The following is a 23814-nucleotide window of genomic DNA, read 5'->3' on the forward strand; positions in this document are numbered from 1 at the left end:
CAAGCGTCCCCCACTCAAATGACGAATGCCTGGCCGATCCTTTTATTCTCAATTACTTAACCGCAGTGCCACTAATTAGACATTATTCTGTCATTCGCCCCCGCAATACTGGCGCCTGTTTTTCGGAACCCCAGAACCTGTCTATTCAGGCCCTTTCCGAAGACATGCCAACATGGGGGCGGGCGCTGAGCCTCCCCAATATTTTTCAGTAGGGAGAACCTTATGCGTCTTGTTTCTACACTTACCGGAGTGAGCCTCACCGGCATGATGCTGGCTCTGAGTACTCCGGCCAGTGCTGCTGTCGACGCCAAGCTGCTCGAAATGCTCCGCGCCAACGGCTCGATCAACCAGGCGCAGTACAACGAACTGCAAGGCGACCTGGCAAAAGAAACCAAGGAAAAGGCCGACCAGAAAGCTCAGTCCGAACGTATGAGCTCCTTCGAACAGAAAGTGGCATGGGCCGCCAAGACCCAGATCAAGGGTGATGTGCGCCTGCGTTACGAAGACGTCAACGTCGACGATCCAAACAGCAGCAGCGGCAACCAGGACCGTCAGCGCGTGCGTGCCCGCGTCGGCTTCTACAGCGAGATCAACCCGCAAGTCGACGCTGGCGTGCGTATCGCCACCGGCAGCAGCGCCGACCGCCGTTCGACCAACCAGAGCTTCGACAACTACTTCGACAAGAAATCGCTGTGGGTCGACCTGGCTTACCTGGACTGGCACCCGACCGCCATCCCCAACCTGCACCTGATCGGCGGCAAGATGCAGCAGCCTTGGGTGAGCATGGGCGACATCATCTGGGACAGCGACATCAACCCGGAAGGCGTAGCCGCCACCTACAAGGCTGACCTTGGCGGTGCCGAGGTGTTCGCCAGCGCCGGCCAGTACACCCTCAAGGACAACGTGGACGGCGACGGCGTGCAGTACAAGCACGACGCCCAGGTCTACCACGCGCAGTTGGGCACCAAGTTCGCGCCGGTCGACGCGCTCAAGGTCACCGTGGGTGCAAGCATCTACGGCTACGACAACGACAAGGAAGCCGCCATTCTGCAGTCGTTCGGCAACACCACCAACGAGTTCAACCTGGTGGAAGGCTTCGGTCAGCTGGACTTCACCGGCTTTGCCATCCCACTGTCGGCCTACGGCCAATACGTGAAGAACACCGAGAGCACCGACGGCGAAGACCAGGCCTGGCTGGCCGGTCTGAAGACCAAGGTCGGCGCCTGGAGCCTGGACTACAACTACCGCGATGTGCAGCGTAACGCCGTGGTCAGCCTGTTCACCGACTCTGACTTCGGTAACGGCTTCACCGGTTCGCGTGGCCACAAGTTCAAGGTCGGTTACGAAATCGACAAGAACTTCTCGCTGGGTGCTGCCTACCTGATGGCCAAGACCGACCTGTCGCAATTGCCTAACAGCAATGCTGATGTAGACACCCTGCAGGTTGATCTGGAAGCCAAGTTCTAAGCTGTAGCTCCCTTGCGTTATTGAGGCGGGAAGCACCGACCCCATCCGGTGCTTCCCGCTTTTTTTCGTCTGTTGGAAATCAGCGCTTACGCAGAATCACGCTACCAATCGAATACCCCGCACCAAACGAACTCAGCACCCCCAGCGCACCTTCGGCCAGATCATCCTGGTACAGGTGGAACGCAATCACCGACCCCGCCGAACTGGTGTTGGCATAACGGTCGAGAATCACTGGCGCATCCTCCTCGGCCACTTCACGCCCCAGCAGCTTCTTGACGATCAGGTGGTTCATGCTCAGGTTGGCCTGGTGCAGCCAGAAGCGCTTGACGTCGGACGGCTGCAGGTCGTTCTCGCCCAGGTGCTTGCCGATCAGTTCGGCGACCATTGGGCAGACTTCCTTGAACACCTTGCGCCCTTCCTGCACGAACAGTTTGTCGCGCGCCCCTTCACCCTCTTCTGCCGCGCGGTTGAGGAAGCCGAAGTTGTTGCGGATGTTGTTGGAGAACGCGGTCTGCAGCTTGGTGCCGAGGATGTCGAACTGATGCGCCGAAGTGGCCAGGTCGGCACGCTCGACCAGCACGGCGGTGGCCGCGTCACCGAAGATGAAGTGGCTGTCGCGGTCACGGAAGTTCAGGTGCCCGGTGCAGATTTCCGGGCTGACCACCAGCAGTGCCCGGGCCTGGCCCAGCTGCACGCTGTTGGCGGCGGTCTGGATGCCGAAGGTGGCCGACGAGCAGGCCACGTTCATGTCGAACGCGAAACCCTGGATGCCCAGCGCGTTCTGTACTTCGATGGCAATCGCCGGGTAGGGGCGCTGCAGGTTGGAGCAGGCAACGATCACCCCGTCGACATCGGCAGGCGTGCGGCCAGCGCGTTCCAGCGCTTGACGCGCGGCGGCAACGCCCATTTCGCAGAGGATCGATTGTTCGTCGTTGGAACGCTCCGGCAGGCGCGGCTTCATGCGCTGCGGGTCGAGAATGCCGGCCTTGTCCATCACGAAGCGGCTCTTGATACCCGAGGCCTTTTCGATGAACGCCGCGTCGGACAAGGGCGCCGCCTCGACTTCACCGCGCTCGATGGCGGCGGCGTTGTCGCGGTTGAACTGCTGCGACCAGGTATTGAAGGATTCCACCAATTCTTCGTTGGAAATGCTCTGGGCCGGGGTATACAGGCCGGTGCCGCTGATCACGACGTTATGCACGGTCGTTCCTCTGGTCAAAGGCCATCGCCACGGGGCGCTGGCTGGAAATATGACGAACAATGGCACTTTAGTGCCAGTTTACGGGCGAGGGCTGCGCCCTCGTTCGCGGATGAATCCGCTCCTACGGGACAGTAGGAGCGGATTCATCCGCGATGGGCCGCAAGGCGGCCCCAAATTCCACCAATATTGCCACATCTCCTGGGGTTTAGGCTTCCACCTGCGACCACTGTTTGCTGAGACGCTTGTCAGAAATCGGCACTTTGGTGCCCAACTGCTGGGCAAACAGCGACACCCGGTATTCCTCCAGCAACCAGCGGTACAAGACTAACTGCTCGTCACGCTTGCCCTCCTGGGCATGCTTGTCGGCTCGGGCCTTGTACTGCGCCCACAGATTGCTCAGTTCACCGCTCCACACCCGGTCCTTCTGCACCTGGCTGCCGAGTTTCTCAAGGCGCAATTCCACCGCCTTGAGGTAGCGCGGCAATTCCTTGAACCAGGCCGCTGGCGTCTCGCGCACGAAGCCGGGATAAACCAGGTTGGCCAGCTGTTGCTTGATGTCGTTCAGTGCGACCGCCTGGCTCAGGTCGATCTTGCCCTTGAAGCGCTTCTGCAGGCCGTGCCACAGCTTCAGCACTTCCAGGGTCTGACGGGCCAATCGCTCGGCATGCTCAGCCCAGCTGCCACGCTTGCGCTCGGCCAGCCCGGCCAAGGCGGCGCCGTCGCGTGGCAGCGTGGCTTCGCCTTCGAGAATGCAGCTGTCCAGGCTGGCCAGCAGGATGTCCTCGACCAGCGCCTCGACCCGGCCCAGTTCGCGGTACAGCAGGCCCAATTCGGTCAGCCCCGGCAGCTTGCCACGGAGGAACTTGGCCGGCTCCGCCAACTGCTGCAGCAACAGGCGCTGCAAGGCGCGGCGGTGCTGGAATTCAGCTTCGGCCTGGGTCGAGAAGCGCCCTTCGCGCACGCTGCCGCTCTCTTCCACCAGCGCCGGGTACACCGTCATCGACAGGCCAGCGATCTTCTGCTGGGCGGTCTGCTTCACTTCGCTGAAGGCCTTGGCCTGTACCGGCTGCTCGCTTTTGTCGCTGCGCGGCACCGCCAGCGCCGCCTGGCTGGCGGCGGCGAAACGTGCGGTCAACTCGGCCAGGTCACGGCCCTCGCCAAGGAACTTGCCCTGCCCATCGACCACTTCGATGTTCATGCGCAGATGGCCTTCGACCAGGCTGACCGACTCGGCCCAGGCTTCGTCGGACACCCGCGCCCCAGTCATGCGCAGCAACTCCTGGCCCAGGGCCTGGGGCAACGCCCCCTGGCCGAAGGTCATGCGCGACAGCGAAGCCTTGACGAAGTCCGGCACCGGCACGAAGTTCTTGCGCAACGCCTTGGGCAGGTTGCGCACCAGGGCCACGCACTTGGCTTCGATCAGGCCCGGCACCAGCCATTCCAGGCGCTCGCCCGGTAAGCTCGGCAGCAGCGGCGCAGGCACCCGCACGGTGACGCCGTCACGCGGGTGGCCCGGCTCGAAGTGGTAACTCAGCGGCAGGCGCAGCTCGCCCACCTGCAGGCTGTCCGGATACAGCGCGGCGGTGACTTCACTGGCCTCACGGGCCAGCACGTCTTCCTCGCGCATGATCAGCAGGCTGGCGTCCTTCTGGCTGCCCATGCGGTACCAGCTGTCGAAGGTCGCGGTCTGGTGGATCTCCGCTGGCAGGCGAGCTTCGTAGAAGGCGTACAAGGTTTCTTCATCGGCGAGGATGTCGCGCCGACGGGCCTTGGCTTCCAGCTCGTCGAGTTCTTCGAGCAGACGTTTGTTGGCCGCCAGGCACTTGGCCCGCGACTGGATTTCGCCTCCGACCAGCCCTTCACGGATGAACAATTCACGGGAGGTGACCGGGTCGATCGGGCCGTAATGCACCGGGCGGCGGCCGACCAGGATCAGGCCATACAGGGTGATCTGCTCGTAGGCGACCACTTGCCCGCGCTTCTTCTCCCAGTGCGGTTCGAAGTGGTTCTTCTTGATCAGGTGGGTCGCCAGCGGCTCGATCCAGTCAGGCTCGATCTTGGCGACCATGCGCGCATACAGCTTGGTGGTCTCAACCAGTTCGGCGGCCATTACCCACTGCGGGCGCTTGCGACCAAGGCCCGAAGACGGGTGGACCCAGAAGCGTCGCTGGCGGGCACCCTGGTAGTCGCCCTCTTCGGCCTTGTGGCCGATCTGGCTGAGCAGGCCGCTGAGGATGGCCTTGTGCATCTTCTGGTAGTCGGACAGTTCCTTGTTCACCGTCAACTGCAGGTCACGGCAGATCAGCGCCAGCTGGCGATGGGCATCGCGCCATTCGCGCAGGCGCAGGTAATTCAGGAAATTCTTGCGGCACCAGTTGCGCAGCGGGTTGGCGGTCAGCGCCTGGCGCTGTTCTTCGAAGCCGCGCCACAGGTTGACCAGCGCTGCGAAGTCGGAATCGACGTCCTTCCACTGGGCATGCGCCTGATCGGCCGCCTGCTGGCGCTCGGGCGGACGCTCGCGCGGATCCTGCACCGACAGCGCGCTGGTGACGATCAGCACTTCCTGCAGGCTGCCCTGACGGGCGCCTTCGAGCAGCATGCGGCCCAGCCGCGGGTCGATCGGCAGCCGTGCCAATTGGCGGCCCAACGGCGTCAGCTGGTTCTCGCGGTTGACCGCCGACAGCTCCTGCAACAGGTTGAAGCCATCGCTGATGGCCTTGCCATCAGGCGGTTCGATGAACGGGAAGGCATCGATGGCACCCAGGCGCAGGTGCAGCATCTGCAGGATCACCGCCGCCAGGTTGGTGCGCAGAATCTCGGGGTCGGTGAATGCCGGCCGACCATTGAAATCCTCTTCGCTGTACAAGCGAATGCAGATGCCCGGCTCGACCCGCCCGCATCGGCCCTTACGCTGGTTGGCGCTGGCCTGGGAGACGGCTTCGATCGGCAGGCGCTGGACCTTGGCGCGGTAGCTGTAGCGGCTGATGCGCGCGGTGCCGGTATCAATGACGTAGCGGATGCCGGGCACGGTCAGCGAGGTTTCCGCGACGTTGGTCGCCAGCACCACGCGGCGCCCAGTGTGCGACTGGAAGATGCGCTGCTGCTCGGCCGGTGACAGCCGCGCGTACAACGGCAAGATCTCGGTATGGCGCAGCTGCGCCTTGCGCAGGATCTCGGCGGCATCGCGAATCTCCCGCTCGCCCGGCAGGAACACCAGCACGTCGCCAGGGCTTTTGCCCTCGCTGCGCTCGTGGTGGGCGATCTCGTCGAGGGTGGCGAGGATGGCCTGGTCGACGGTGAGGTCTTCCTCGACCTGGTTGCCCTCTTCGTCCTGCTCGCTGGTCAGCGGGCGGTACCAGGTGTCCACCGGGTAGGTGCGCCCGGACACCTCGATGATCGGCGCGCCATCGAAGTGCTGGGAGAAGCGCTCAAGGTCGATGGTCGCCGAGGTGATGATCAGCTTCAGGTCCGGGCGACGGTGCAGCAGGGTCTTGAGGTAGCCAAGCAGGAAATCGATGTTCAGGCTGCGCTCATGGGCTTCGTCGACGATGATCGTGTCGTAGCGCTCGAGAAAGCGGTCATGCTGGGTTTCGGCCAGCAGAATGCCGTCGGTCATCAGCTTGACCAGGGTATTGCTGTCGCTCTGGTCCTCGAAGCGCACCTGATAGCCGACCAGAGCGCCCAGCGGCGTGCCCAGCTCTTCGGCGACCCGCGCCGCAACGCTGCGGGCGGCGATACGGCGTGGCTGGGTGTGGGCGATGAGGCCGTGGCTGCCGCGCCCCAGCTCCAGGCAGATCTTCGGCAGCTGGGTGGTCTTGCCCGAGCCGGTTTCACCCGCGATGACCAGGACCTGGTTTTCCGCCAGGGCCTTTTTGATCTCGTCGCGCTTGGCGGCGATTGGCAGGCTGTCGTCGTAACGAACAAGCGGCACGCTCTGTTGGCGTGCGGTGACCTGGGCGCAGGACGCCTGGACCTTCTCCACCCACTGCGCCAGCTTGGCCTCGTCGGGGCGTTTGCGCAGCTCATGCAGTTGCCGGCGCAGGCGATGGCGGTCGGCGATCATGGCGTGGTCGAGGTTTTGCAGCAGTTTGTCGATGGCGTGGTCAGTCATGGGGCTTTTTAGTGATGCAGGTGAGCCTGCTTTTTCATGATCGGCATTCGAAGGATGCGCGATTGTCGCAGATTTGCCGGTTCTCTGCTGGCCGTCCTGCCCTCTCAAATGTTTAGTCACACCCGATGTAAAGGTTGCCATTCACTGCTTTAATCAACCTTAATCAGCATGTGAGTATCAAAGGCATGACCCCCGCCCAGCCCATCGCCCCACCGCTGCCCCGCCCTTCGCTAGCGAAGGCCAGGACCTGCGCTGGCGAAAATCCGCTGGTGCATGTGATTCTCGCCTTCTGGGCCCTGTGGCACTGCCGCCATGCGCGCCCACCGGATATTTCGCTCACGCCTCACTGACCAGACCCGGCCGCCTTCCGGCCGATTGACTCAGCTGGACCGCCCTCGCGCGGTGGTCCTGTGCGCCCACGAGCGAATCCATCATGCACTTTGCACCTGTAGAGCACGCCAGCCGTTTCCTCACCGAAAACCCCGATATCGAACTGTTCGAACTGTTCATCCTCGATGCCAACGGCGTCCCGCGCGGTAAGCTGCTGCACCGCGACGAGCTGCTGGCGGTATATCAGACCGGCCGCCCGCTGCCGAGCACCATCCTTGGCCTTACCCTGAACGGCGATGACGTGGAAAACTCCGGCCTGGTGTGGGACGTCGGCGACATCGACTGCCGTGCCTACCCCCTGGAAGGCAGCCTGGTGCGCCTGCCCTGGCGGCGGGTGCCGACCGCCGCCGTGCAGGTCAGCATGCACCCCAGCGAAGGCCTGCCGGCCAGCGTCGCCGACCCACGCCATGTACTGCTGCGCACCATCGAAGCGCTCAAAGCCGACGGCTATCACCCGGTGATGGCCTGCGAGCTGGAGTTCTATCTGCTGGATCAGAAGCGCGACGCTCAGGGCCGACCGCAACCGGCGTTGGACAACGACGGGGGCCGCCCGCGCAGCACCCAGGTTTATGGCCTGCGTGAGCTGGAGCAGATCGAGCCATTTCTCGCCGACCTCTACGCCGCCTGCAAGGCACAGGGTATCCCGGCGCGCACGGCGATCTCCGAATATGCACCGGGCCAGGTAGAGATCACCCTGGAACATGGCGATGCTCTGCAAGCCATGGACCAGGCCGTGCGCTACAAGCGCCTGGTCAAAGGCGTGGCGCATGCCCATGGCATGCAGGCGTGCTTCATGGCCAAGCCATTCGCGCAACTGGCCGGCACCGGCATGCACATGCACCTGAGCCTGGCCGACAGCGCCGGTAACAACCTGTTCGCCAGTAAAGACAAGGCCGGCACCCCGCTGCTGCGCCAGGCAGTGGCCGGCATGCTGCGCCACCTGCGCGAATCGCTGCTGCTGTTCTGCCCCAACGCCAACTCGTTCCGCCGTTTCCAGGCCAACAGCTATGCACCGCTGGCCCCGACCTGGGGCGTCGACAACCGCACCGTCAGCCTGCGCGTACCGGGTGGGCCGGCCAACAGCCGGCATGTCGAGCACCGTATTTGTGGTGCCGACGCCAACCCTTATCTGGCCGCAGCCGCCATCCTCGCCGCCAGCCACCGGGGTATCCGCGAGCAGCTCGACCCGGGTGCGCCGGTCGAAGGCAATGGCTATGCCCAGGCCACCGAACACCTGCCGACCGACTGGTTCACCGCCCTCGACGCCTTGGAGCATTCGCAGTGGGCGCGCGAAGCGCTCGGCGCTGACTTCCTCGGGGTGTACCTGAAGGTCAAGCGCGCCGAGTACCGCCAGTTCATGGCCGAAGTCAGCGAACAGGACTGGCGCTGGTACCTGCACCAGGCCTGAGCCTCACCCCATTCAGAACAAGGAACACCCATGAACGCAGCAGTGAACAACGGCCCGGCCCAGCGTGCGCCGTCCTACTACAGCGCCACCCTCAACGACCCCACGCAGTACCCGCAGCTCAAGGGCACCGTGCAGGTCGACGTGGCGATCATCGGCGGCGGCTTCACCGGCGTGGCCACCGCCGTGGAGCTGGCCGAGCGCGGGCTCAAGGTGGCGATCGTCGAAACCAACCGCATTGGCTGGGGCGCCAGTGGCCGCAATGGCGGCCAGGTCACCGGCAGCCTGTCGGGCGACGAAGCCATGCGCACGCAGATGCGTGACCGCCTGGGCAGCGAGGTCGACGACTTCATCTGGCACCTGCGCTGGCGCGGGCACCAGATTATCGAGCAGCGGGTCGAGCGCTATGGCATTGACTGTGACCTCAAACGGGGCCATCTGCACGCGGCCATGAAACCGTCGCACCTCGCCGAACTGCGCGGCTTCGAGGCTCAAGCGCAGCGTCGCGGCATGGGCGACCAGGTGCAAATGCTCGACCGAGCTGCCGTTGCCGAGCACCTGCAGAGCCCGCTGTATCTCGGCGCGCTGAAGAACCTGCGCAACCTGCACCTGCACCCGCTGAACCTGTGCCTGGGCGAGGCGCGTGCCGCCCAAGCGCTGGGTGCCTTGATTTTCGAGAACTCGGAAGTGCTGGACATCGTCCACGGCCCGCGCCCCGCTGTGGTGACGGCCCATGGCCGTGTCGAGGCGCGCCAGGTGATGCTGGCCGGCGACGTCTACCACAAGCTGGAAAAGCGTCAGCTCAAGGGCAAGATCTTCCCCGCCATGGGCGGCATCGTTACCACCGCGCCGCTGGGGGAACTGGCTGATCAGATCAACCCTCAAGACCTGGCGGTTTATGACTGCCGCTTCGTCCTCGACTATTACCGCCTCACCGCCGACAAGCGTTTGCTGTTCGGTGGCGGCGCCAACTATTCAGGCAAGGATTCGCGGGATATCGCTGGCGAATTGCGCCCATGCATCGAGCGCACCTTCCCGGCGCTCAAGGGCGTGCCGATCGAGTTCCAGTGGAGCTGTGCCATGGGCATCGTGGTCAACCGCATTCCGCAGCTGGGCAAACTGTCGGATAACGTCTGGTACTGCCAGGGTTATTCGGGGCATGGCATCGCCACCAGTCATATCATGGGCGAGATCATGGCCGAGGCGCTGACCGGGACGCTGGAGAAGTTCGATACCTTTGCGGGCTGCAAGCACATCAAGGTGCCGATGGGGGACTTGCTGGGGAATCCGCTGTTGGCGGCGGGGATGTGGTACTACCAGATGCTGGAAAAACTGCGCTGATTTGAATGACCCCATCGCCGATATGCCGGTGATGGGGCCATCAGGACGGATCAAGCGATCTTCTTCAGCCCCTGCTTCTTCAGCTCTTCATCACGCAACTCACGACGCAGGATCTTGCCCACATTGGTCGTCGGCAACGCATCGCGGAACTCAATGTAGCGCGGCACCTTGTAGCCGGTGACGTTGGCACGCATGTGCTCCATCACCTGCTCTTTGGTCAGGGTCATGCCCGGCTTGACCACGATGAACACCTTGATCAGCTCACCCGACTTCTCGTCCGGCACACCAATCGCCGCGCATTGCAGCACGCCTGGCAGAGCCGCCAGCACATCTTCCAGCTCGTTGGGGTACACGTTGAAGCCCGAAACCAGGATCATGTCCTTCTTGCGGTCGACGATGCGCATGTAGCCGTCCGGCTGAATCAGGGCGATGTCACCGGTCTTCAGCCAGCCTTCGCTGTCGAGGATCTCATGAGTGGCGTCTTCACGCTGCCAGTAGCCCTTCATCACCTGCGGGCCCTTGACACACAACTCGCCCACCTCGCCCAGCGGCAGCTCGTTGCCGCTGTCGTCGATGATTTTGCACAGGGTCGACGGCACCGGAATGCCGATGGTGCCGACCTGGTTGGCTTCGGCCGGGTTGACCGCCGCCACCGGGCTGGTCTCGGTCATGCCGTAGCCTTCGCAGATGGCGCAACCGGTCACGGTCTTCCAGCGCTCGGCCACGCTCAATTGCAGCGCCATGCCACCGGACAGGGTTATCTTAAGCGCCGAGAAGTCCAAGGCACGGAACGCCTCGTTGTTGCACAGGGCAACGAACAGGGTGTTGAGGCCGACGAAGCCGCTGAACTTCCACTTGCCCAGTTCCTTGACCATCGCTGGCAGGTCACGCGGGTTGCTGATCAGCACGTTGTGGTTGCCAATGAGCATCATCGCCATGCAATGGAAGGTAAAGGCATAGATGTGGTACAGCGGCAGCGGGGTGATGAGGATCTCGCAGCCTTCCTGCAGGTTGGCGCCCATCAGTGCGCGGCACTGCAGCATGTTGGCCACCAGGTTGCGGTGGGTCAGCATCGCGCCCTTGGCCACGCCGGTGGTGCCGCCGGTGTATTGCAGCACGGCCACATCATTGGCTTGCGGGTTGGCTTCGGTGACCGGCTGGCCCTTGCCTTGGGCCAGAGTATCGTTGAAGCGCACGGCATTCGGCAGGTTGTAGGCCGGCACCATCTTCTTCACGTACTTGATCACACTGTTGATCAACAGGCGCTTGAGCGGTGGCAGCAGGTCAGCCACTTCGGTGACGATGACATGCTTGACCTGGGTCTTGGGCACCACCTTCTCGGCCAGGTGCGCCATGTTGGCCAGGCATACCAGGGCCTTGGCGCCGGAGTCGTTGAACTGGTGCTCCATCTCCCGTGCGGTGTACAGCGGGTTGGTGTTGACCACGATCAGGCCGGCGCGCATGGCGCCGAACACGGCTACCGGGTACTGCAGGACATTCGGCAGCTGGACGGCAATACGATCACCCGGCTTGAGGTCGGTATGCTGCTGCAGCCAGGCCGCAAAAGCGCCCGACAAGGCATACAATTCGCCGTAAGTGATGGTCTTGCCCAGGTTGCTAAAGGCCGGTTTATCGGCAAAGCGTTGGCAGGATTGCTTGAGTACCGCCTGGATGTTGGGGAATTCGTCAGGATTGATTTCCGCCGTAATCCCGGCTGGGTATTTATCCTTCCAAAAATGGTCGATCATGGAAGCCCACTCCTTCAGCAACAGCGAAGTTCGATTCACGCGTCTATGCGTTTATTATTGATATGAGATGGCGGTTCGTTGCAAACCGTATCATCTGAAAGCGGGCCGAGCGTAACAGCTTTACAGAGGGTCGCCTAGAGGCCAAATCAGGCCTAATGGTCACAAAAATGACTCAATGAACTATACAAGTCATTTTTAGAGTATTTATCCAAAATGTCGCGAATCGGGCAGAACACCTCAATATAGAGCCTGTGGAAGCGAGCTTACCCCGCTCCCACAAGTCAGTAAGATGCTATCAAGCGATATCGCGCAGCTCACGCCGCAAAATCTTGCCCACCGGCGTCATCGGCAACGAGTCGCGCACCACGATGTGCTTGGGCACCTTATAGCCAGTGAAATTGGCCTTGCAGTAGGCCTTCAGCTCATCGACGTTAAGCCCGCCTTCACGCGCCACCACAAACAACTTCACCGCCTCGCCCGAGCGCTCGTCCGGCACGCCGATGGCGGCGCAGTTGGCCACCTGCGGGTGGCCCATGATCACGTCCTCGATTTCGTTGGGGTAAACGTTGAAGCCCGAGACGATGATCATGTCCTTCTTGCGATCGACAATGCGGGTGAAACCGTCCGGGTCGATCACCGCGATGTCGCCGGTCTTGAACCAGCCCTCGGCATCCAGCGCCTGCGCGGTGGCCTCGGGTTGCTGCCAGTAGCCTTTCATCACCTGCGGGCCCTTGATGCACAGCTCGCCCCGCTCGCCCAGCGGCTGCTCATTGCCCTCATCGTCGATCACCTTGAAGGCGGTGTCCGCCACCGGTATGCCCACCGTTCCGAGGCGGGCCAGCTGACCGTAGGGATTGGTGCTGGCGACCGGCGAAGTTTCGGTCAGCCCGTAGCCTTCGACGATGCGACAGCCCGTGAGGCTTTCCCAACGTTCGGCGGTAGCCTTGACCAGCGCCGTGCCGCCCGAGTTGGTGACCTTGAGCGCGGAAAAGTCCAGCTGGCGGAAACCTGGGTGATTCATCAGCGCCACGAACAGCGTATTCAGCCCCAGCAACGCCGAGAATCGCCACTTGCCCAGCTCCTTGATGAAGCCTGGAATGTCGCGTGGGTTGGTGATCAGCACGTTATGGTTGCCGGTGACCATCATGCACATGCAGTTCGCGGTGAAGGCATAGATGTGGTACAGCGGCAACGGCGCGATCATCACCTCCTGGCCTTCCTTGATCAGCTTCTGCCCGTCCGGGCCATGCTGCGAGAAGCACGCCAGCACCTGCAGCATGTTGGCCACCAGGTTGCCGTGGGTGAGCATCGCACCCTTGGCCAGCCCGGTGGTGCCGCCGGTGTACTGCAGCACGGCGATGTCGTCGAGGCTGAGCGGCACCGGTTTGTGGCTCAGTGACCCGCCCTCGCGCAGCACCTGCTTGAACGATATGGCCTGCGGCAACTGGTAGGCCGGGACCATCTTCTTCACCTTGTCGACCACGGTATTGATCAGCCAGCCCTTGGCCGCAGGCAGCAGATCGCCCATCTTGGCCTCAATCAAGTACTCGATGCCGGTATCGGGCAGCACCTCCTGCACCCGCTTGCCGAACATGTTCAGGTACACCAGGGCGCGGGCGCCGGCATCCTTGAACTGGTGGCGCATCTCACGCTCGGTGTACAGCGGGTTAGTGTTGACCACGATCAACCCGGCACGCATGGCGCCGAACACGGCGATGGGATATTGCAGAACGTTGGGCATCTGCACGGCGATGCGGTCACCCGGCATCAGGTCGGTATGCTGCTGCAGCCAGGCGGCAAAAGCCGCCGAAAGGCGATCGAGTTCGGCGTAGGTCAGGGTCTTGCCAAGGTTGCTGAACGCCGGGCGGTCGGCGAAGCGCTTGCAGGAGCGCTCGAACACCTCGACGACCGAGCTGTACGCATGAATATCAATGGTGGAAGGCACGCCCGCCGGGCGCTTGTCATTCCAGAAGTCGGCTTGCATTTATTATTGTTCCTCTGCCTGAACCTGCACTGAGCCTGTAATCCCTTTGCCTGATGGCAAAAAGGCGTTCAACCGACGTTAGCAGGTAAGCCCGAGGCGGCATATACGCCAAGTGCCGCCATTAACATTGTGAATCTTATTTGTGCCCTTCCTGCAATCCGGCCGCTTGTGCATACACTGTGCTCGTACCCTTAGCGCAAAGGATTCGCCATGCCCCACGACGCCTTCTGGCTGCCCGCCAGCGAGCATTGCAGCCTGTACGTGCACCAATGGCTGCCGGCCACGCCGGTCAAGGCCGTGGTGCTGCTGGCGCATGGCATGGCCGAACATGCCGGGCGCTACCAGCACCTGGGCCAGGCCCTGAACGCTGCCGGCTTCGCGCTGCTGGCCCCCGACCTGCGCGGCCACGGTCGCACCGCCGAGCTCGGCAGCCTCGGCCTGTTCGCCCGGCAACATGGCTGGAATGCCGTGGTCAACGACCTCGGCCTGCTGGCACAGCACATCGGCCAGCAGTTCCCCGGCACGCCGCTGTTTCTGTTTGGCCACAGCATGGGCAGCTACATCGCCCAGGCCTACCTGATGCACCACAGTGGCAGCGTGCAAGGCGCTATCCTCAGCGGCTCCAACTTCCAGCCCGCTGCGCTGTACCGCACAGCGCGCCTGATCGCGCGCCTGGAAGCCTGGCGCCAAGGCCCGCAAGGCAAGAGCGCACTGATCGAATGGCTGTCGTTCGGCTCGTTCAACAAGGCCTTCAAGCCCAACCGCACGGCCTTCGACTGGCTCAGCCGCAACCCCGAGGAAGTCGACAAGTACGTCAACGATCCGCTGTGCGGCTTTCGCTGCAGTAATCAATTGTGGCTCGACTTGCTGCAGGGCCTTGCGCAGATCAGCCAGAAACGCAACCTCGCGCAAATCGACCCGAACTTGCCCCTGCTGGTAATTGGCGGAGAATGTGATCCGGTGAGTGCCGGCAAGCGTCTCACCCATCTGGCCGACGCCCTGCGCGCGACCGGTAATCGACATGTGCAGCTGCGCGTCTATCCTGAGGCGCGGCACGAAGTGCTCAACGAACTCAATCGGGACGAGGTCAGCGCCGATATCCTCGCGTGGCTGGAGCAGGCGCTGGCCCTTGGCCGCCCTGTCCGCAGTGAATGATAGCGGCCTCGTCCGTCCATCAAGGAAGCGCCAATGACCCAGGTCACCAACACGCCTTACGAAGCTCTAGAAGTCGGCCAGAAGGCCGAGTACAAAAAGTCTGTGGAAGAACGCGACATCCAGCTGTTCGCCGCGATGTCCGGTGACCACAACCCGGTGCACCTGGATGCCGAATTCGCGGCCAAGAGCATGTTCCGCGAACGCATTGCCCACGGCATGTTCAGCGGTGCGCTGATCAGTGCCGCAGTCGCCTGCACCCTGCCTGGCCCTGGCACCATCTACCTGGGCCAGCAGATGAGCTTCCAGAAGCCGGTGAAAATCGGCGACACCTTGACCGTGCGCCTGGAAATTCTCGAGAAACTGCCCAAGTTCAAAGTGCGTATCGCCACCAACGTTTACAACCAGAACGATGAGCTGGTGGTCGAGGGTGAGGCCGAGATTCTGGCGCCGCGCAAGCAGCAGACCGTCGAGCTGGTATCGCCGCCGAATTTTGTCGCCAGCTAAGCATTGTGCTGGATTCTTCGCGGGACAAGCCCGCTCCCACAGGGTCAGTGGTGATCTCTGTGAGAGCGGGCTTGCCCCGCGAAGAGGCCATTGAAGCCATTACATCAGCGCGCGCAGACGCCGTTCGATATGCCGCCGCTCCGGCTCCTGCAGTGTCAGCTCCAGCGCCTGACGCCAGGCCGTACGCGCCTCTTCGACATTCCCCAGCTGCTGATGCAGCTCCGCCCGCGCCGCATGCGCCAGGTGATAATCGCGCAAGTCGCCGGCCGCCAGAATCGCCTCCACCTCCAGCAACCCTGACTGTGGCCCATCCCGCTTGGCCAGCGCCACCGCCCGATTGAGCGCCACTACCGGTGAAGGCCAATGCCTCAGCAGCACATCATACAGCCCGACGATCTCTGCCCAGTCCGTCTCCTCGGCACTCGCCGCCTCGGCATGCAGCGCCGCAATCGCTGCCTGCACGGCATAGACGCCAATCGCCCGACTGCTCAGCGCCAATCGCACCAGCTCGCAACCTTCATCGATCTGCTCGCGGTCCCACAGGCTGCGATCCTGCTGGTCCAGCAACACCAGATTGCCCTGTGCATCACTGCGTGCGCGTTGGCGAGACGCCTGCAACAGCATCAGCGCCAGCAGCCCCACCGCTTCTGCATCCGGCAACAGTTGCACCAGCAAACGGCCAAGGCGGATGGCTTCGTCGCACAACGCCTGCTGCATCAGTGTCTCGCCCGAGGACGCCGAATACCCTTCGTTGAACACCAGATAAATCACCCGCAACACGCTTTCCAGGCGTTCGGGTAACTCGTGCAGCTCCGGCACCTGGTACGGGATGCGTGCATCGCGGATCTTGGCCTTGGCGCGGACGATGCGCTGGGCGATGGTCGCCGGACTCTGCAAGAAGGCGCGAGCGATCTGCTCGGTGGTCAGGTCGCAGACTTCGCGCAAAGTCAGCGGCACCTGGGCATCGGCCGCCAACGCTGGGTGGCAGCAGGTGAAGATCAACCGCAGACGGTCGTCGGCCAACAATTCCTCCTCGCTTGGGTCTTGCCCCTGGCCCTCGATGAGCATGATCAGGTCCGCCTGCCAACGATCAAACCGCGCACGCCGGCGCACCGCGTCGATGGCCTTGAAGCGGCCAGTCGACACCAGCCACGCCCGCGGGTTGTGCGGAATGCCGTCACGCTGCCAGCGCTCGACGGCGATGAAGAAGGCATCATGCAGCGCCTCCTCAGCCAGGTCGAAATCCCCCAGCAGGCGGATCAGCGTCGCCAGAATGCGCCGCGAATCACGGCGGTACACCGCCTCCACCTCGGCGCACACCTGCGCCAGCGCCGTCATCAGTCCGGCATCCGCTGGGTGACGACCTCCACCAGACGGTCCAGGCTTTCTCCCCAACCCTGGTGAAAACCCATTTCTTCATGAGCCCGGCTGTCGGCTTCGCTCCAGTGCCAGGCGCGAGCGGTGTAGCGCGTCTTGCCCTGTTCCTCGTCAAAGGTCACCACGGCGGTCATGAAGGCCTTGGCCGATGGCACCCAGCCCGGCCCAAAGGCGTCGGTGAACACCAACCGGCGGGGCGCCGCGATCTCCAGGAAGACGCCCTGAGTCGGGTACTCGGTGCCATCGGGCGCGCGCATCAGGGTACGGAACAGGCCTCCGACCCACAGTTGCATTTCGCATTCCGGGGTGGTCATGCCATGCGGCCCCCACCATTGCATCAGCCACTCGGGCTCGGTCCAGGCGCGAAATACCTTGGCGGGCGGGGCGTCGATCAGACGGCTGATGGACAACTCGTGCTGCGCTTGCGCAGGTTGGGCAAGGCTCATTCTTGTTGTTCTCCGTTGCTGTCAGGGTTGCAGTTCGCGCACTGGCCTTACTTCAACGCTGCCGACTCGCGCGGCGGGGATGCCTTTGGCAATGGTCAATGCCTCGTTGAGGTCACGGGCATCGACCAGGTAAAAGCCCGCCAGCTGTTCTTTGGTTTCGGCAAACGGGCCATCGGTCAGGCTCATATGGCCACCACGCATGCGCACCGTGGTGGCGGTTTGCACCGGTTTCAGCGCCTCGGCCGCGAGCATGCGCCCGGAGCCTTGCAGCGACTCGGCGTAGGCCATGCACTCAGCGTCTTCCGGGCTGTCAGGCAAGCTGTGCAGCAGCCCCTCGTCACAATAGACCAGGCACAGGTATTTCATGGTCGTCTCCACGGCATTGGCAAAGTGCGTTTGGCGATAGCGGATCAGGGCTTGAGATCGAACAGTGCTTTCTGCGTTTCCATGTCGAAAGGCGCCGACCAATGTTCGTGGATCACCTGCCACTTGCCCCCGACCTTGCGATAGCCGACGGTGGCACGCATGAAGCCGCACTGGCTTTCGTCATCTCCCGGCCCACAACGGTTGAGCCAGTGGGCCAGGGCCAGGTCGCCGTCGGCGTGCACGGTGAGTTGGGCGAGCTCGAACACCATGGGCCCGGTACACATGGTCATGCACATTTCCCAATGCGCCTGGTAGGCAGCCTTGCCCTTGAACTGCAGTTCTTTGATGGCATCGAAAGCGACGATGTCGTCGGCATAGGGCGCGGTGATTTTTGCGATGTCGCGGTCGCGGACGGCCTGCATCCAGTCGTCGATCAGTTCGCGGATTTCGTTTTCGGCGGCGGTATTCATCGGCTGTTTCTCCGATCGTTCATGAGCATTCGAGTACAGAACGGCCTGTACCCTTCAGCTCTTTGTCGAACGGTAGCTGCAAGAATCGACAGCACGCTGAAAAATTGTTGCCTCAGCCAAGCCCAGGGCTGGCAAGAATGAATTCACGGTAACCCGAAACGATCACATACACCGCGAAATAACAGAAAATCGCCGCCGACAGCAGGTAGGACCAGGTCAGCAGCCGATCCCCGAGCAAGCGCTCGCCATGGCTGGCAATGCCACACAGGCTCAGGCACCAGACCAATCCGGCAGCGAAAAAGCCGCCCAGGAACAAGCCCGCATCGAGCAAGCTGCCACCGCCCGAGCGGGAAATCAGCACGCCACCCACGGCGGCGAACCACAAAATGGCGGTCGGTGACGACATGGCCAGGAAGATGCCGCGCAAAAATTCGCGCCAGGCCGACTCCACCACCACTTCGCTGCGCGCTTCCATATGCCCGCCGCGCCAGGCCGCCAGCAGCATCTTCAGCGCAAACCACACGAGCAGGGCCGAACCGCCGAGCCATAGCGCCCAGCGCACGCTTTCGAACTGCAACAACACGGTCATCCCCGCCAGTGCCGCGATGGCATAGATCAGGTCACCCACACAGGTCCCCAGGCCGAGCCAGAAGCCCTGCAAGAAGCCACGCTGCATGGCCAGGGTGATCATGGCGATATTGGCAATACCGATATCGAGGCACAGGGACAGGCTGAGGAGAAAACCGTTGGAGAAAGGCATTGTGTACTCGATGACCGGCCAATTAAGCGCGACTGAGGCTGCCACGAGTCATCACGGAATTGAAAGCACAAATACCTGTAGGAGCGGCTTCAGCCGCGAAGCAAGCGCCGCGGTGAATGGCACCGGCTGCGCCAGTGTTCGCGGCTGAAGCCGCTCCTACAGGAGTACTTTACTCACGCATCAGTCAATGCTCGCCAGAACCTGCGCATAACGCGCCCGGTCCACGTTCGCCCCACTCAGCACCACGGCCACCCGCTTACCCGCTTGCCGCCCACGCTCCTGCATCAACGCCGCCAGCGCAGCCGCGCCTGCGCCCTCGGCGGTATTGTGCGTGGCCTCGTGATAAACCTGCATGGCTTCGGCAACCTCACTGTCAGTCACCCTCACGACCCGCGCTGCATTTTCCCGCACTAATGCAAACGCCTCCGGATGCGGCACCCGGCAGGCCATGCCGTCGGCGAAGGTCTCGGCGGTGGCAGTGGTGACGATGCGGCCCTGCTCGAAGCTTTGCGCATAGGCATCGGCGGCGGTGGATACCACGCCGACGATCTCGGTTTTCAGTCCCAACAGGTTGCGAGCCTGGATCAGCCCGCAGATGCCCGAGCCCATGCCGATCGGCACATACACGCAATCAAGATCACCCACGGCCTCGAACAGCTCCAGGGCGTAAGTGGCCACCCCACGCACAAGCTCCGGGTGGAACGATGGCACCATCTCATAGCCCAACTCACCCGCCAGCCGAGCGGCCTCTTCGCGGGCGACATCGAAATCGACGCCGTGCTCCACCAGTTCGGCACCGAGTGCGCGCATGGCGGCGTTCTTTTCCTTCGAGTTGCCTTCTGGCACGACGATCACCAAGGGAATGCCAGCCTGACGAGCCGCCAATGCCATGCTCTGCCCATGATTGCCACGCGTGGCGGTGACCAACCCTCGGGGCGGTTCGCCGCTCGCCAGCAGCGAACGCACATAGACCAACCCGCCACGCACCTTGAAGGCCCCCGTGGGCGCGTGGTTTTCGTGCTTCACCCATACCTGGCAACCCAGCCGTTCGGCCAGCAAGGGCCAGACGTGCTGCGGCGTCGGGGGGACATGCTGGTGCACGAAGTCGGCAGCTTCACGCAGGGCGGCGAGGTCGAACATGGCGAACATCCTTCTTCGAGAGTGGGTTGATCCGATCCTACGCGCGGGGCATTGTATGGGTACATTCCTATATTGCATGGGTAGCAATTTCGTGTGGATCCCGCACCTCAGCGAAGATGACCAACCCCGCTACCTGGCACTGGTCGATGCCATTGCCAATGCCATCGAAAGCGGCGAGCTCAAGGTCGGTGACCGCCTGCCCCCCCAACGGCGCCTGGCGTGGAAGCTCGGCCTGAACCCTAGCACCACCCAGCAGGCCTACCGCGAAGCGGCCGCTCGCCATCTGGTGGCCGGTGAGGTGGGCCGCGGCACCTACGTGCTGGCGGGCAGCAAGGAAGCAACCCTGTTTCGCCTCAAGCAGTCTGACGCAAAGGCACCGCTGATCGACCTTTCGACCAACGTGCCGGTAGCCGATACGTACAATCAGGATCTGCGCGACAGCCTGCAGCGCTTGCTGGAACGCGATAACGGGCTGCTCGACCATTACCTGGGGCCGGACCAGTTATTGATGGGCAGGATCCACGGCGCACACTGGCTGGCCAATCGCGGCCTGGCGCTCGCACCGGACGAACTGCTGCTGTGCGGCGGAGCACAGCAGGCACTGACGCTGGCATTGCAGTCGTTCTGCCAGGGCGGTGCTGCGGTGATGCTCGAAGCCCTGACCGCACCGGGCATCAAGGCGGCTTGCCGCCAATTGCGCCTGCCTGTACACGGCGTAGCGCTGGACAGCCAAGGCTTGCGACCAGATGACCTCGACCGCGTCGCCCGCGCCAGCGGAGCCCGCGTACTGGTGACCACCCCGACCCTGCACAACCCGACTGGCGCGTGCATGGATGACGCGCGCCGCGAGGCACTGGCGGGGGTAGTCAAACGCCTGGGGTTGCTGGTGATCGAAGACGACGTGTATGGGGCACTCAGCGACCGCCCGCCGCTCTATCCGCTTTTGGGCGATCAAGGCATTCTCATCAGCAGCCTGTCCAAGACGGTGGCGGCAGGGTTGCGATTGGGGTGGATCGTGGCCCACCCGACGCTATTGGCGCTGGTCGATCCACACGTTCAGGCCAGTCATTGGTCCGTTTCGCCCTTGAACCTGCAGGTCGCCTGCCAGTGGATCGAGGAAGGCACTGCGGCGCGACGGCTGGCCTGGCAGCGCGATGAGATCCACGAGCGCTGGCGCCTGGCCCGAACACTGTTGGGGGATGGGTTGCAAAACAGCGTCCACCCCTCCCCCCACGCATGGGTGGCCACGCCCCAAGGCGCGGAAAGGGTGGTTAGCGCGTGTCGTGAAAAAGGAGTGGAAATCGTCCCCGCCAGCGTCTTCGCCATCGGCGCGAGCGAGGTACAGGCCGTGCGCATCAGCCTGTCGGCGGCGGGCAGCCGGGCTGAGCTGAAACGCGGGTTGGAGGTGGTGCGTGGGATACTTTCAGATCGTTAGCAAATGACAGCAGCCTCTTCACCGCCGCTTGGCGTAAAGAGGCCACTGACATGACGCGATCACCCCTGCTGGCAACCTTCGCCCATGGCGCGGTACTGAATGGTGTGCACCTGGCCCTGATGGTCTTCATAGGTCATGGTCGCAGGCACCACTTCGCAGACATTGGGGATGGTCGAAAGGTTGATCACCCGTTTGATGTCCAGGTTCATGGAGTAATCGTACTGCTGGGCCACAGGCTCGCTGGAGACGGGTCTGGCCTCATCGGCGAGGGCGAACGAGGACATACCGACCAATGCAAGAATCAGTAATGGTTTCATGGATGTTTGGCCTTCAAAGCAATCAAACTGATCGATTGACTTCATATGCCGTCAATGGCGCGGAGAAGTTGTCATCGACTGCGAAGATGACACGAAGTACCGGTCCCGCTTCGTCGTACTGCCAGGGGGGATAGGTGAAATTCTACTCCCGGTCTGCAATAGTTGAACCCCGAAGTCGGACATTCACCCTTGCAGCTTTTGCAACAATCTGCGACAAAGCGAAGCGGCTTGCAGGCCTGAAAAGCCTGGGCCAGAGCCGTTGCTGATGGAAAACCATGACCCCCCTACACTGCACCCCGCTATCCGCCCTTGAACGAAAGTTGCTCGATCATTTCTACAAGCAGCACGGCTCGCGCATGCGTGCGGCCAGTGAAGGTGAACTATGGGTGGCGCGCAGGGGCGCTATCATTGCTGGCTTGAGCCTCAGCGCAGTCGCCGAAGGTCGCTGGCTGACTGGTCTGCTGGTTGCTCCGCAGTGGCGCAATCAGGGTATAGCCGCGCAGCTGCTAGAAGTTGCATTGGCGGGGCGCGTTGGCCCCACCTGGCTGTTCTGCCATCCCGACCTGGAAGCCTTTTACAAGCGCCTGGGCTTCACCTTGGCGTGTGACTTGCCAGAAGCCCTGGCCTCACGCCTGGCACGCTACCAGCGCAGCAAACGCCTGGTAGCAATGGCGCGCAATCAATCGTCGCTGACGTCCAAGCCCGGGAACAACACTTCGGTGTAACCGAATTTGGCGAAATCCTGAATGCGCGATGGATACAGCCGCCCAATCAAATGATCGCATTCGTGCTGCACCACACGCGCATGGAAGCCATCCGCAAAGCGGTTCACCGGATTACCCTGGGGGTCGATCCCCTCATAGCTGATGTGCTTGAAGCGCGGCACCACCCCTCGCAGGCCTGGTACCGACAGGCAGCCTTCCCAGCCATCCTCGACCTCGGTGGTCAGTGGCGTGATCACTGGGTTGAGCAGGATGGTCTGCGGTACCGCCTCGGCGTCCGGGTAACGCTCACTACGCTCGAAACCGAAGATCACCAGCTGCAGGTCGACGCCGATCTGCGGGGCTGCCAAGCCGACGCCGCCGACATGGCGCATGGTTTCGAACATATCGTCGATCAACTGCTGCAGTTCGGCGCTGCCAATCAGGTGCTCGGGCACTGGCGGGGCGATGCGTAGCAGGCGCTCATCGCCCATCTTGAGAATGTCACGGATCATCGCGGGTTCGGCTCGGAGGCGTGCGGCTCGACCGGGTGTTCATGGCCGAGCACGGTGAGGGTTTCCTTGGGTTTATCGCCCTCGAAGTCCTTTTCACCAGGGTTCTTGCCCTCACTCGACATGTGCTCGATCACCGCATTCATTTCCGCGCCCAGCAACAACACGGCGGCGGAAATGTAGAAGTACAGCAACAGCACGATGATCGCACCGATGCTGCCATACATGGCGTTGTAGTCAGCGAAGGTCTTGACGTAGTAGGCAAAGCCCAGGGAGGCGATGATCCATACTACAACCGCCAGCACAGAACCTGGGGTAATGAAGCGAAATTTCTGCTTCACATCCGGCATCACGTAGTAAATAAGCGCCACCGCCACCATCAACAGTATGATGATTGCCGGCCAGCGCAGGATGGTCCACACGGTGACGATGAATTCCTGCATGCCGAACTGCGCGGCAATCCATTCCATCACCTGCGGCCCCAGCACCATCAGCGCTGCGGCGGCGAGCAGCATGCCGGCAATACCCACGGTGTAGAAGATCGACAGCGGAATACGCTTCCACACCGGGCGGCCTTCCGGGACGTCATAGGCGGCGTTCATGGCACTCATCATCAAGCGCACGCCGGCCGATGCGGTCCACAGCGCGATGACGATACCCACCGACAACAGCCCACCCTTGGACTGTTGCAGTTGGTCAATTACCGGGTTGACCTGCTCCAGAGCCTGGGGCGGCAGCACCAGTTCGGACTGCAGGCGCAGCCAGGAGAAAAAGTCGGGAAGGTGCAGGAAACCGATCAAGGCGATCAGAAAGAGCAGGAACGGGAACAGCGAGAACAGCATCTGGTACGCCATCGCGGACGCGTAGGTCGACATCTCGTCGTCAAGGAACTCCTTGACGGTGCGCACCAGTACGCGGTGCAGGGGCAGGCCGCCGAGGTCGGGAAAAATCATAGCGTCTCCTTTCGCCGCTTGATCAGTAAAA

The 23814-nt window shown here is 62.6% G+C and carries 20 protein-coding genes; 7 read left to right on the top strand and 13 right to left on the bottom strand.

Features of this window, described 5'->3' with window-relative positions; genetic code table 11:
* Positions 1-222: 222 nt before the first annotated feature.
* Positions 223-1467: a putative porin gene (locus ACIQUF_RS23610; protein WP_400795578.1), complete on the top strand. Its 1245-nt coding sequence runs from the start codon at positions 223-225 to the stop codon at positions 1465-1467.
* Between the two features lie 79 nt (positions 1468-1546).
* Here the strand turns inward: ACIQUF_RS23610 and ACIQUF_RS23615 are convergent, their stop codons facing one another.
* Positions 1547-2668 carry a beta-ketoacyl-ACP synthase III gene (locus ACIQUF_RS23615; protein WP_403135974.1) on the bottom strand — a complete coding sequence of 374 codons (1122 nt, stop codon included), beginning with the start codon at positions 2666-2668 and terminating at the stop codon, positions 1547-1549.
* A 205-nt stretch (positions 2669-2873) separates the two neighbouring features.
* Positions 2874-6779 (bottom strand): ATP-dependent RNA helicase HrpA, encoded by a 3906-nt coding sequence (gene hrpA / locus ACIQUF_RS23620; protein ID WP_403135976.1) that lies wholly within the window; start codon positions 6777-6779, stop codon positions 2874-2876.
* Between the two features lie 433 nt (positions 6780-7212).
* Here hrpA and ACIQUF_RS23625 point away from each other — a divergent pair, with 433 nt between their 5' ends.
* Positions 7213-8577 carry a glutamine synthetase family protein gene (locus ACIQUF_RS23625; RefSeq protein WP_403135977.1) on the top strand — a complete coding sequence of 455 codons (1365 nt, stop codon included), beginning with the start codon at positions 7213-7215 and terminating at the stop codon, positions 8575-8577.
* A gap of 30 nt (positions 8578-8607) precedes the next feature.
* Positions 8608-9915 (top strand): NAD(P)/FAD-dependent oxidoreductase, encoded by a 1308-nt coding sequence (locus ACIQUF_RS23630; RefSeq protein WP_403135979.1) that lies wholly within the window; start codon positions 8608-8610, stop codon positions 9913-9915.
* Positions 9916-9965: 50 nt separating this feature from the next.
* Here the strand turns inward: ACIQUF_RS23630 and fadD1 are convergent, their stop codons facing one another.
* Positions 9966-11663, bottom strand: a complete 1698-nt coding sequence (gene fadD1, locus ACIQUF_RS23635) for a long-chain-fatty-acid--CoA ligase FadD1 (RefSeq protein ID WP_403135981.1) — start codon at positions 11661-11663, stop codon at positions 9966-9968.
* A gap of 295 nt (positions 11664-11958) precedes the next feature.
* Positions 11959-13647 carry a long-chain-fatty-acid--CoA ligase FadD2 gene (fadD2, locus tag ACIQUF_RS23640; RefSeq protein ID WP_403135983.1) on the bottom strand — a complete coding sequence of 563 codons (1689 nt, stop codon included), beginning with the start codon at positions 13645-13647 and terminating at the stop codon, positions 11959-11961.
* A 210-nt stretch (positions 13648-13857) separates the two neighbouring features.
* On the opposite strand from fadD2, the gene ACIQUF_RS23645 reads away from it, so the two are divergent.
* Complete coding sequence (locus ACIQUF_RS23645) at positions 13858-14802, top strand: lysophospholipase (RefSeq protein ID WP_403135985.1); 945 nt, start codon at positions 13858-13860, stop codon at positions 14800-14802.
* A gap of 33 nt (positions 14803-14835) precedes the next feature.
* Positions 14836-15306 carry a MaoC family dehydratase gene (locus ACIQUF_RS23650; RefSeq protein WP_213657844.1) on the top strand — a complete coding sequence of 157 codons (471 nt, stop codon included), beginning with the start codon at positions 14836-14838 and terminating at the stop codon, positions 15304-15306.
* A 99-nt stretch (positions 15307-15405) separates the two neighbouring features.
* Here ACIQUF_RS23650 and ACIQUF_RS23655 read toward each other — a convergent pair whose 3' ends face one another.
* The 6 genes from ACIQUF_RS23655 to ACIQUF_RS23680 form a co-directional block, all read right to left on the bottom strand.
* Positions 15406-16644, bottom strand: coding sequence for an RNA polymerase sigma factor (locus ACIQUF_RS23655; protein ID WP_403135987.1), 1239 nt, complete (start codon positions 16642-16644; stop codon positions 15406-15408).
* A complete protein-coding gene (locus tag ACIQUF_RS23660; RefSeq protein WP_403135989.1) occupies positions 16644-17129 on the bottom strand; it encodes an SRPBCC family protein in 486 nt (161 codons plus the stop codon). The genes ACIQUF_RS23655 and ACIQUF_RS23660 overlap by 1 nt, the downstream gene beginning before the upstream one ends.
* A gap of 21 nt (positions 17130-17150) precedes the next feature.
* Positions 17151-17495 (bottom strand): YciI family protein, encoded by a 345-nt coding sequence (locus tag ACIQUF_RS23665; protein ID WP_403135991.1) that lies wholly within the window; start codon positions 17493-17495, stop codon positions 17151-17153.
* Between the two features lie 44 nt (positions 17496-17539).
* Positions 17540-17965, bottom strand: coding sequence for a YybH family protein (locus ACIQUF_RS23670; protein WP_403135993.1), 426 nt, complete (start codon positions 17963-17965; stop codon positions 17540-17542).
* Between the two features lie 112 nt (positions 17966-18077).
* Entirely contained in the window at positions 18078-18725 is a 648-nt protein-coding gene (locus ACIQUF_RS23675; protein ID WP_403135995.1) for a LysE family translocator, read from the bottom strand.
* 180 nt (positions 18726-18905) lie between these two features.
* Positions 18906-19865 (bottom strand): threonine dehydratase, encoded by a 960-nt coding sequence (locus tag ACIQUF_RS23680; RefSeq protein WP_403135997.1) that lies wholly within the window; start codon positions 19863-19865, stop codon positions 18906-18908.
* A gap of 76 nt (positions 19866-19941) precedes the next feature.
* Between ACIQUF_RS23680 and ACIQUF_RS23685 the strand changes: the two genes are divergently transcribed.
* A complete protein-coding gene (locus ACIQUF_RS23685) occupies positions 19942-21300 on the top strand; it encodes a PLP-dependent aminotransferase family protein (RefSeq protein ID WP_403136072.1) in 1359 nt (452 codons plus the stop codon).
* A gap of 59 nt (positions 21301-21359) precedes the next feature.
* On the opposite strand, the gene ACIQUF_RS23690 is transcribed toward ACIQUF_RS23685, so the two are convergent.
* Positions 21360-21617, bottom strand: coding sequence for a DUF2790 domain-containing protein (locus ACIQUF_RS23690; RefSeq protein ID WP_004375752.1), 258 nt, complete (start codon positions 21615-21617; stop codon positions 21360-21362).
* Between the two features lie 275 nt (positions 21618-21892).
* Between ACIQUF_RS23690 and ACIQUF_RS23695 the strand changes: the two genes are divergently transcribed.
* Complete coding sequence (locus ACIQUF_RS23695) at positions 21893-22342, top strand: GNAT family N-acetyltransferase (RefSeq protein ID WP_403135999.1); 450 nt, start codon at positions 21893-21895, stop codon at positions 22340-22342.
* Here the strand turns inward: ACIQUF_RS23695 and def are convergent.
* Together def and ACIQUF_RS23705 are read right to left on the bottom strand one after the other, a co-directional pair.
* A complete protein-coding gene (gene def, locus ACIQUF_RS23700) occupies positions 22297-22833 on the bottom strand; it encodes a peptide deformylase (protein WP_403136001.1) in 537 nt (178 codons plus the stop codon). The two genes, ACIQUF_RS23695 and def, sit on opposite strands and share 46 nt — an antisense overlap.
* Positions 22830-23783, bottom strand: a complete 954-nt coding sequence (locus ACIQUF_RS23705) for a YihY/virulence factor BrkB family protein (RefSeq protein ID WP_400795623.1) — start codon at positions 23781-23783, stop codon at positions 22830-22832. The genes def and ACIQUF_RS23705 overlap by 4 nt, the downstream gene beginning before the upstream one ends.
* Positions 23784-23814 lie beyond the last annotated feature (31 nt).

This window comes from Pseudomonas sp. NPDC090233 (genome assembly GCF_044772285.1).
GTDB lineage: Bacteria > Pseudomonadota > Gammaproteobacteria > Pseudomonadales > Pseudomonadaceae > Aquipseudomonas.